The organism is Streptomyces sp. WAC06614, from assembly GCF_003949795.1.
GTDB lineage: Bacteria > Actinomycetota > Actinomycetes > Streptomycetales > Streptomycetaceae > Streptomyces.
This window is the reverse complement of sequence record NZ_RPRY01000254.1, coordinates 1-10,306: the sequence shown is the minus strand read 5'-3', so window position 1 is coordinate 10,306 and position 10,306 is coordinate 1. Positions and strand designations below refer to the sequence as shown.

The 10,306-nt window shown below is 72.3% G+C and carries 8 protein-coding genes and 1 pseudogene; 6 read left to right on the top strand and 3 right to left on the bottom strand.

Features of this window, described 5'->3' with window-relative positions:
* Positions 1 to 179: 179 nt before the first annotated feature.
* Entirely contained in the window at positions 180 to 1,844 is a 1,665-nt protein-coding gene (locus EF918_RS26575) for a protein kinase (protein ID WP_125651286.1), read from the bottom strand.
* 225 nt (positions 1,845 to 2,069) lie between these two features.
* On the opposite strand from EF918_RS26575, the gene EF918_RS26570 reads away from it, so the two are divergent.
* Entirely contained in the window at positions 2,070 to 3,647 is a 1,578-nt protein-coding gene (locus EF918_RS26570; protein WP_125651284.1) for a protein kinase, read from the top strand.
* Between the two features lie 59 nt (positions 3,648 to 3,706).
* On the opposite strand, the gene EF918_RS26565 is transcribed toward EF918_RS26570, so the two are convergent.
* Positions 3,707 to 4,123, bottom strand: a complete 417-nt coding sequence (locus EF918_RS26565; RefSeq protein WP_125651282.1) for a pyridoxamine 5'-phosphate oxidase family protein — start codon at positions 4,121 to 4,123, stop codon at positions 3,707 to 3,709.
* A gap of 98 nt (positions 4,124 to 4,221) precedes the next feature.
* Complete coding sequence (locus tag EF918_RS26560; RefSeq protein WP_125651279.1) at positions 4,222 to 4,884, bottom strand: response regulator transcription factor; 663 nt, start codon at positions 4,882 to 4,884, stop codon at positions 4,222 to 4,224.
* 324 nt (positions 4,885 to 5,208) lie between these two features.
* Here EF918_RS26560 and pdhA point away from each other — a divergent pair, with 324 nt between their 5' ends.
* The 5 genes and pseudogenes from pdhA to EF918_RS26535 all read left to right on the top strand — a co-directional run.
* A complete protein-coding gene (gene pdhA, locus EF918_RS26555; protein WP_125651277.1) occupies positions 5,209 to 6,390 on the top strand; it encodes a pyruvate dehydrogenase (acetyl-transferring) E1 component subunit alpha in 1,182 nt (393 codons plus the stop codon).
* Positions 6,390 to 7,370 (top strand): alpha-ketoacid dehydrogenase subunit beta, encoded by a 981-nt coding sequence (locus tag EF918_RS26550; RefSeq protein WP_125651275.1) that lies wholly within the window; start codon positions 6,390 to 6,392, stop codon positions 7,368 to 7,370. Before pdhA ends, EF918_RS26550 begins: the two co-directional genes overlap by 1 nt.
* Positions 7,371 to 7,402: 32 nt before the next feature.
* Entirely contained in the window at positions 7,403 to 8,872 is a 1,470-nt protein-coding gene (locus EF918_RS26545) for a dihydrolipoamide acetyltransferase family protein (protein WP_125651288.1), read from the top strand.
* Positions 8,873 to 8,975: 103 nt separating this feature from the next.
* Entirely contained in the window at positions 8,976 to 9,758 is a 783-nt protein-coding gene (locus EF918_RS26540) for a hypothetical protein (RefSeq protein WP_125651272.1), read from the top strand.
* Positions 9,759 to 10,050: 292 nt separating this feature from the next.
* Positions 10,051 to 10,306, top strand: a pseudogene (locus EF918_RS26535) (hypothetical protein); the annotation flags it as partial.

The following is a 10,306-nucleotide window of genomic DNA, read 5'->3' as shown; positions in this document are numbered from 1 at the left end:
GACCGCGCCCGCGCAACGGCGCCCGCGCCACCGCGCCCGCGCAACGGCGCCCGCGCGACCGCGCCCGCGCAACGGCGCCCGCGCGACCGCGCCCGCGCGACGGCGCCCGCGCGACCGCGCCCGCGCGACGGCGCCCGCGCCACCGCGCCCGCGCGACGGGCCCGTCACCCCGGGCGGGGCTACTGCGGATTGCCGGTGGAGACCACCAGGGTGAACTCCGTGCCGGTCTTGTCCACGTCGGACGAGGGGGCCGGGAGCTGTTCCAGGACCGTGTCCTGGCCGTAGACGGCCTCGTCCCGGGTCTGGATCTTGTACTGCCAGCCCGCGGCCTGGAGGCACTCCTTCACCGAGGTCAGGTTCTTGTAGCGGAAGTCGGGCGCCGAGACCTTGTTCGGGTCCTTGTAGGACTTGTAGGCCTCCTTGCACTTGGACGCCTCGATCGTGCGCGAGGTGTCCGGCCCCTTGTGGCCGGCCTTGGCGCTCGTCCCGCCCGACGCGTTCGGCGCCGCGGAGCTGCTGCCGCCGGCCGTGCCGCCCGTGCCGCCCTTGCCGTCGTCCTTGTTGTTGATCACGATCGCGGTGACCAGACCGCCGATGGCCAGCAGCGCGACCACGATGGCCCCGACGACCACCGAGTTGTTCCGCCGCGGCCCGCCCCCGGACGCGCCGGAGTGCTGCGCGGACGCGACGGTGAACGGCGGCGGGGTCTGCGGGGCGCCCTGCGGGAACGAGTGCTGCTGCGGCAGCCCCGGCGCCGGCGTGTGCTGGGGCGGGTACGCGTAGCCGCCGTGCGGGGCCGGGGTCGGCGGACCGTACGGCGAGGGCGAGGGCGCGGTCGGGTACGGCTGCTGCACGCCGTGCTGCGCCGGCTGCCCGCTGGTGTCCACCGGCGGGAACACCGCCGAGCCGACACCGGCGCCACTGCTGACGGGGGCGCCCGCGACGATGGCCGGGGCGGCGGTCTGCCCGGCGGCCATGACCCGCGCGATCTCGTCGCGCATGGCCGCGGCCGTGGGGAAGCGCTCGTTCGGGTTCTTCTTCAGCGCCCGCGCGACCAGCGCGTCCATCGCCGGCGTGACCGAACGGTTGACGGAGGACGGGGCGACCGGCTCCTCCTGCACGTGCGCGTACGCGATGGCCAGCGGCGAGTCCGCGTCGAACGGCAGCCGGCCGGTCAGCAGCTGGAACAGCATGATGCCGACCGAGTACAGGTCGGACCGGGCGTCCACGGCCCGCCCCAGCGCCTGCTCCGGGGACAGGTACTGCGGGGTGCCGACGACCATGCCGGTCTGCGTCATCGAGGTGACCCCGGACTGCATCGCGCGGGCGATGCCGAAGTCCATCACCTTGACCACGCCGCGCTTGGTCATCATCACGTTGCCCGGCTTGATGTCCCGGTGGACCAGGCCCATCTCGTGACTGGTCTCCAGCGCGGCCAGCACGTCGGCCGTCACCTTCAGGGCCTTGTCCGCCGGCATGGCGCCGTACTGGGCCACGTCCGCCTGGAGCACCGAACCCAGCGGCTTGCCCTCGACGTACTCCATGACGATGTACGGCATCGGCGCTCCGCCGAAGTCGTCCTCGCCGGTGTCGAAGACCGAGACGATGTTCGTGTGCGACAGTTTTGCTACAGCCTGGGCCTCGCGCCGGAATCGCTCCCGGAACGACTGCTCCCGGCCCAGCTCGCTGTGGAGCGTCTTGATGGCGACCTGCCGGTCCAGCGCCGAGTCGTAGGCGAGGTAGACGGAGGCCATGCCGCCCTCACCGAGCAAGTCCCTCAGCTGGTAACGGCCACCGGCCAGGGAGCCGCCTGCGTACCGGCCCTGTGTGCCGTCCTGGCTCATGACTGTTGCTTCCCCTCGGGCAGTTCTGGACGCGCCTGGCTGGGCGCATGTCGCGCCCAGTCTGCCGGAGGGCAAGCACACGTCAAGCCGGATGCCCGTTCCGTGACCACAGGGCCACCGCGTGCCACAGTCCGAACGGTCACCTGTTCCGAGGCTGTAGCGTTCATCGGAGCACCCTGAACGAGACCCACCGCGGCAGCGGCCCAGAGACGACGGCGAGGACTGATGGCACCCGAACCCGAGGGAAACGGAGCCGGGACGGCCGAGGGTCCTGAGCAATGGGGCGACGGCGGTCTGGTCGGGGACGGCCGCTACCGGCTGACCCACCGGCTCGGCCGGGGTGGCATGGCCGAGGTGTTCGCCGCGGAGGACGTCCGGCTCGGCCGTACGGTCGCGGTGAAGCTGCTGCGCGCCGACCTCGCCGAGGACCCCGTCTCCAAGGCCCGCTTCACGCGTGAGGCCCAGTCGGTGGCCGGCCTCAACCACCACGCGGTCGTGGCCGTGTACGACTCCGGCGAGGACCGGGTCGGGCCGAACACCGTGCCGTACATCGTGATGGAGCTGGTCGAGGGCCGCACCATCCGCGAACTGCTGCTGAGTGCCGAGGCGCCGGGCCCCGAACAGGCCCTCATCATCGTCTCCGGGGTGCTGGAGGCGCTCGCCTACTCGCACCAGCACGGCATCGTGCACCGCGACATCAAGCCCGCCAACGTCATCATCACCCACGCCGGCGCGGTGAAGGTGATGGACTTCGGCATCGCCCGCGCCCTGCACGGCGCGCAGGCCACGATGACCCAGACCGGCATGGTCATGGGCACCCCGCAGTACCTCTCGCCGGAGCAGGCGCTCGGCAAGGCCGTCGACCACCGCTCCGACCTGTACGCGACCGGCTGTCTGCTCTACGAACTCCTGGCGCTGCGCCCGCCCTTCACCGGTGAGACCCCGCTGTCGGTGGTCTACCAGCACGTCCAGGACATCCCCGTACCGCCCTCCCAGCTCGGCCAGGGCGTGCCGGTGGAGCTGGACGGGTTGGTGATGCGCGCGCTCGCCAAGGACCCCGACGACCGCTTCCAGAGCGCGGAGGAGATGCGCGGGCTGGTCCAGTACGGCCTGCAGATGCTCCAGGAGGAGGGCGGCAACTCCGGTACGTGGAACACCGGTCCGGTCACCATGGCGCTGCCGCACAGCCGCGGCGGGGCGCCGACCACGGCGATGACGGGCGCCGGCCCGCAGTACGCGGCGAACGCCACGACCTCGCAGTTCCAGCAGTACCAGCAGCAGCCGCCGATGGTGCCGCCGCTGAACCCGGACGACGGCTCCGCCTACTCCGGCGGCGGGGGCTACGACGGCTACGACGACCACGGCCACGGCGGTCACGGCGGGGGCCGGTGGAAGGCCTGGCTGTTCGCGGTGCTCGCGGTCGTCGCCATCGCCGCGGGCGTCGTCTTCGCGCTCGACAACGTCGGGAAGAAGGAGAGCCCCGGCAAGAACCCGTCGACCACGCAGTCGACGCCGGGCACCCAGCAGAGCTCCGCGCAGACACCGGAGAACAACACCCCGGCGAACTCGACCCCGGAGAGCTCCCGCTCGTACGAGCCGAACACGCCGTCCTCGACCCGCACGCGCAGCTCGTCGCCGAGCACCAGCCCGTCGCCGTCGCCGTCGGCCAGCGACGAGGAGACGCCGCCCACGCCGAGCCAGTCCGTGAGCAAGTCGCCGTCGAAGACCCCGCCGACCAAACCCAACCCGACGGGCGGGACCGGCGGTCCCGGGGGCACCGAGGGACCGCGCAACGAGTCCTAGTCCCGAGCACGGACGACGGGGCCGGACCCTGGTCCGCACCCCTGCTGCGGAACGCTGGTTCAGAGCATGAAATGGAACTCCCTCGCCGGATTCCCGGCGAGGGAATGCACGGTCACGAACTGGGGTTCGATGCGCATGTGGACGGGGTCGAAGACCTCGCCGTCCACGAAATGCGGAGCCGGACCGAATAGTTCCAGTTCTGCCGTGCTCGGTTCGATCACCTGGGCCATCCCGGTGAACTGCACGGACCACAAGTGACGGTCCCCGGTGCTGAAGTTGTCCGCCCCGTACGCCACCACGTGGCCGTTGCAGGCCCGGTGGTAGCCGAAACCGGCGTGCATGCGCAGGACGACCCTGCCCTCGACCACGATGTGCCGGGCGAGAGCGAGGAAGGGCAAGGCGCGCATGCTCGTGGCCACGCGGCCGTACGGCACCTGGCGCAGCAGCTCGACGGCGCGGAGATCCTCGGGGGACATACCCCCTACTGTCCGCCGGGCGGGCGGCCGCGCGCCAGGGGATCCCGCCCCATGATCAGGGGCCGTTGGTCCCGAACGACGACCTCACCGCGGACCCCTCAGGAGCGCTTCTCCGCCTGGAGCCGCGCCACGTACGCGGCCGCCTGCGAGCGCCGCTCCATGCCCAGCTTCGAGAGCAGGCTGGAGACGTAGTTCTTGATCGTCTTCTCGGCGAGGTGCAGCCGCTCGCCGATGACGCGGTTGGTCAGGCCCTCGCCGATCAGGTCGAGGATCTTGCGCTCCTGCTCGGTCAGGTTGGCCAGCCGGTCGTCACCCTTGCCGTTCTTGCCGTCCCGCAGGCGCTCCAGCACCCGGGCGGTCGCCACCGGGTCCAGCAGGGACTTGCCGGCCGCCACGTCGCGCACGGCGTGCAGCAGTTCGTTGCCGCGGATGGCCTTCAGGACGTATCCCGAGGCCCCGGCCATGATCGCGTCGAAGAGTGCCTCGTCGTCCGCGAAGGAGGTGAGCATCAGGCACTTGATGGCCTCGTCCTGCGAGCGGACCTCCCGGCAGACCTCGACGCCGCTGCCGTCGGGCAGCCGTACGTCCAGCACGGCGACGTCCGGACGGGTGGCGGGGATGCGGACCAGCGCGTCCGCCGCGGTGCCCGCCTCGCCGACGATCTCGATGTCCTCTTCGACCGACAAGAGCTCATAGACCCCTCGGCGCACCACTTCGTGGTCGTCCAGGAGAAATACCTTGATTTTTCCGTCTTCGCGCACGGAATCCATCTTCACACACTCACCTCTTCCCTGCCGCTGTTACCCGGGATAACGTGCCGTTGTTCCGGCCCCCTGCAAGGCTGTGACCAGTGCTTGTTCCCGCTGCCGCGGATTTACTTGGAAATCCAAGCAAAATCCCAGGTCAAACGGGGTTTCGCAGTTCCGCGGCGCACTGGGTAACGTGCATTGCGCAGGGCACTCGCCGGGGCACCTGTCACGCCTGAGTCCCGACCGAGTCGCACCCACCCCGTGCGCGGGTACGGATCCAGGCGAGCCGCACTGGTCCCCGGAGAACCCGGGTGCCGGACCGACGGAGGAGCACACGTGACCGTGGAGAGCACTGCCGCGCGCAAGCCGCGACGCAGCAGCGGCACCAAGCGCGCGGCGGGCGCCAGCACCCGCAAGAGCGCCGCCCAGAGTGCCGAGCCCCAGCTCGTACAGCTGCTGACGCCCGAGGGCGACCGGGTGAAGACCGCGGAGAACGCGGAGTTCCTGTCGTACGTCGAGGACATCACCGCCGAGGACCTGCGCGGGCTCTACCGCGACATGGTCCTGACCCGCCGCTTCGACGGCGAGGCGACCTCCCTCCAGCGCCAGGGCGAGCTGGGCCTGTGGGCCTCGCTGCTCGGCCAGGAGGCCGCGCAGATCGGCTCCGGCCGGGCGCTGCGCGACGACGACTACGTCTTCCCGACGTACCGCGAGCACGGCGTGGCCTGGTGCCGCGGGGTCGACCCGACCAACCTGCTGGGCATGTTCCGCGGGGTCAACCACGGTGGCTGGGACCCCAACAGCAACAACTTCCACCTGTACACCATCGTGATCGGCTCGCAGACGCTGCACGCCACCGGCTACGCCATGGGCGTGGCCAAGGACGGCGCCGACTCCGCGGTCATCGCGTACTTCGGCGACGGCGCCTCCAGCCAGGGCGACGTCAACGAGGCGTTCACCTTCTCGGCCGTCTACAACGCGCCGGTGGTGTTCTTCTGCCAGAACAACCAGTGGGCCATCTCCGAGCCCACCGAGCGCCAGACCCGCGTCCCTCTCTACCAGCGCGCGGCCGGCTTCGGCTTCCCCGGTGTCCGGGTGGACGGCAACGACGTCCTGGCCTGCCTCGCCGTGACCCGCTGGGCCCTGGAGCGGGCCCGCCGCGGCGAGGGCCCGACCCTGGTCGAGGCGTTCACGTACCGCATGGGCGCGCACACCACCTCCGACGACCCCACGCGCTACCGGCGCGACGAGGAGCGCGCGGCCTGGGAGGCGAAGGACCCGATCGAGCGCCTGAAGGCCCACCTGCTGGCCTCCGGCGACGCCGACGAGGCCTTCTTCGCCTCGCTGGAGGAGGAGAGCGAGCAGCTCGGCAAGCGGGTGCGCGAGGCCGTACGGTCCATGCCCGACCCGGACACCATGGCGATCTTCGAGAACGTCTACGCGGACGGGCACGCGCTCGTCGACGAGGAGCGCGCGCAGTTCGCGGCCTACCTCGCGTCCTTCGAGGAGGGTCACTGATGGCTGCCGAAAAGATGTCGATCGCCAAGGCGCTCAACGAGTCGCTGCGCAAGGCCCTGGAGACGGACCCCAAGGTCCTGATCATGGGTGAGGACGTCGGCAAGCTGGGCGGTGTCTTCCGGATCACCGACGGCCTGCAGAAGGACTTCGGCGAGGACCGGGTCATCGACACCCCGCTGGCCGAGTCCGGCATCGTCGGGACCGCGATCGGCCTGGCCCTGCGCGGCTACCGGCCGGTGGTGGAGATCCAGTTCGACGGGTTCGTCTTCCCGGCCTACGACCAGATCGTCACGCAGCTCGCCAAGATGCACGCCCGGGCGCTCGGCAAGGTCAAGATGCCGGTCGTCGTCCGCATCCCCTACGGCGGCGCCATCGGTGCCGTCGAGCACCACAGCGAGTCCCCGGAGGCGCTGTTCGCGCACGTCGCCGGCCTGAAGGTGGTCTCCCCGTCCACGCCGTCGGACGCGTACTGGATGCTCCAGCAGGCGATCCAGAGCGACGACCCGGTGATCTTCTTCGAGCCGAAGCGCCGCTACTGGGACAAGGGCGAGGTCGACGTCGAGGCCATCCCCGACGCCCTGCACGGCTCCCGGGTCGCCCGCGAGGGCACCGACATCACCCTGGCCGCGTACGGCCCGATGGTGAAGGTCTGCCTGGAGGCGGCGGCCGCGGCCGCCGAGGAGGGCAAGTCGGTCGAGGTCGTGGACCTGCGGTCGATGTCCCCGATCGACTTCGACGGGGTGCAGCGGTCGGTGGAGAAGACCCGCCGCCTGGTGGTCGTGCACGAGGCGCCGGTCTTCCTGGGCGTGGGCTCGGAGATCGCCGCCCGGATCACGGAGCGGTGCTTCTACCACCTGGAGGCCCCGGTGCTGCGGGTCGGCGGCTTCCACGCGCCGTACCCGCCGGCGCGGCTGGAAGAGGAATACCTGCCGGGTCTGGACAGGGTGCTCGACGCCGTCGACCGCTCGCTGGCGTACTGAGGAGAGCCCCCGTGACCATCCGCGAATTCAAGATGCCCGACGTGGGCGAGGGCCTCACCGAGGCCGAGATCCTCAAGTGGTACGTCCAGCCGGGTGACACCGTCACCGACGGCCAGGTCGTGTGCGAGGTCGAGACCGCCAAGGCGGCCGTCGAGCTGCCGATCCCGTTCGACGGGGTGGTGCACGAGCTGCGCTTCCCCGAGGGCACCACCGTCGACGTCGGCCAGGTGATCATCTCGGTCCAGACGGGTACGGGAACCGACGGGGCCACCGAGGCCGTCGCGGCTCCGGCCGCCGCCCCGGCTGCCGCCCCCGCCCCGGCCGAGGAGCCCGAGCCGCAGGGCCGCCAGCCGGTCCTGGTCGGCTACGGCGTGGCCCAGTCCTCCACCAAGCGCCGCCCGCGCAAGGCGGCTCCGGCCGGTGCCGCCGCCACCGCGGGCCCGGCCGTCCAGGCCGGCTTCGCCGCCGCACCGGCCGCCGCGCCCGCGCTCGCCGGGGCGGCCCTGGCGGGCGGCAACGGCGCGGCCGCCCTCAACGGCAACGGCCACGCCGTCGCCGGCGAGCGCCCGCTGGCCAAGCCGCCGGTGCGCAAGCTCGCCAAGGACCTCGGCATCGACCTGGCCACCGTGGTGCCCTCCGGCGAGGGCGGCGTCGTCACCCGCGAGGACGTCCACGCCGCTGCCGCCGCGGCCACCGCCGCCGTGGCCGCCGCCCCGGCGGCCGCGCCCGCCGCGCCTGCCGCTGCCGCCCCGGCCGAGGCCGCCGCGCCGGTGGCCGCCGCGGTCGTGGCCGAGCCGGGGGCGCGGGAGACCCGCATCCCGGTCAAGGGCGTGCGCAAGATGACCGCCCAGGCCATGGTCGGCTCCGCGTTCACCGCCCCGCACGTCACGGAGTTCATCACCTTCGACGTGACCCGGACCATGAAGCTGGTCCAGGAGCTCAAGGAGGACCCCGACCTCGCCGGCCTGCGGATCAACCCGCTGCTGCTCATCGCCAAGGCCGTACTGGTCGCGATCCGCCGCAACCCCGAGGTCAACGCCGCCTGGGACGAGGCGGCCCAGGAGATCGTGCTCAAGCACTACGTCAACCTGGGCATCGCCGCGGCCACCCCGCGGGGGCTGATCGTGCCGAACATCAAGGACGCCCACGCCAAGACGCTCCCCGAGCTGTCCGAGGCGCTGTCCGAGCTGGTTGCCACGGCCCGTGAGGGCAGGACCTCCCCGGCGGCCATGCAGGGCGGCACGATCACCATCACCAACGTCGGCGTCTTCGGCGTCGACACCGGCACCCCGATCCTGAACCCCGGCGAGTCCGCGATCCTCGCGGTCGGAGCCATCAAGCTCCAGCCGTGGGTCCACAAGGGCAAGGTCAAGCCGCGCCAGGTCACCACCCTCGCGCTCTCCTTCGACCACCGTCTGATCGACGGCGAGCTCGGCTCGAAGTTCCTCGCCGACATCGCCGCGGTGCTCGAACAGCCGCGCCGCCTCGTCACCTGGGGCTGACGCGAAGACCGTGGAGCCGGCCGAACTCCGGCCGGCTCCACGGCGTTTCTCCCTACGGGGGCCGGGTTCGCGGTAGCGTGCCCCGCCGGGGAAGGGGGAGCGGGTGTCCATCGCCGAGTTGCAGATCTACTCCGTCGAACACGCGGACGTGTCCGGTGGGGTGTGCGTGGTGCGCTGCGTCGGCGGCGTCGCCCGGACCGGACAGGTCTACGTCGCGGGGGAGTCGCGGATCGCGCTGCGCCGGATCGAGCGCCACGGCCGCCCGGTCGGCTTCTTCGACGCCGGACACGTGGCCAAGGTCCACCTGGCGGGCGCCGTCGTCGCCCTGCTGAGCCGGGGCCAGGTCCTGACCTCCGTCCCGCCGGACGGGCACGGGCTCCAGGACCTGGAGGACTGGCTCGCCGGTGACCCGCCCCTGGCGGAGGAGCCCGCGCCGGTCACCCTGCGGGTGCTGGCCACGGCCGGGATGCAGGACGACCGGCTGCCCGCCGGGGTCCGGCTGCGTTGGGGCCGGGTCGCCCTCGCGGCCTGCCGCCGCACGGCGCAGTGGGCGCAGCAGGACGCCTTGGTCGCGGCGGCCGAGGACGCGGCCGTCCGCGGCTGTCTGATCCACCTTCTGGGACCCGATCCCGCCGATCCGGCGCGCGACCCGGCCGGGCTGTGCCGGGACCTGCTGGAGCTGCTGGCCGGGCTCGGCCACACTCCGCACGGCACGCGGGAACGGACCGAGGTCTGGCGGGAGCTGCCGATCGACCGGATCCGCGAGCTGCGCCGGATCAAGACCGTGCTGCTCCGGCTGGCGTTCGTACGCCCCCACCTGCCGGACACCGACCCGCTGGCGGCGGCCGTGGACGCCTGGACCGCCGTCCGCCCCTGGCTGCCCTGAACCACCGGTCGGCAGGGGTGCGCCGGCCGGGTGGTGGCCCGCACCGGTCGGGCCAGCGTCGAGGAGTGACGGGATCCGCGCAGGTCAGGGCGGGCCGTACGCCACGTGCGCGGCGTGTTGCCCGGCGTCGTGGTGACGCTCCGGTTGCGCACGGTCACGCGGTGTTCCTGAGTGGTGGGCGGCAGCGTCCCCTGCCATGACCGCTCCCGGAACGGAGAGAACCGTGCGCCGCCTGACCCGCATCACCGTCCCCGCCGCCCTGACCCTGACCCTCCTGGCCGCGTCCCCCGGCCTGGCGGGCGCTGCCGGAGGCACGCCACCGCGCCCGGTGGCCGGCGCGTCGGCCCCCGTCCCCGGGGCCGACGCGCTGCTGGCGCAGGTCAAGTCCCTGGGCGACGTCGGGGCTGTGCTCACGCCGGTCACCGATCTGCTCGGCGCCGTCCTCAAGGCGGACAACGGCAAGCTCCCCGAGGCCGATCTGACCAGACTGACGGGCAACGTCACCGCCGCCCTGGACAAGCTGAAGTCCGCGGCGCCGCTCCCCGCCC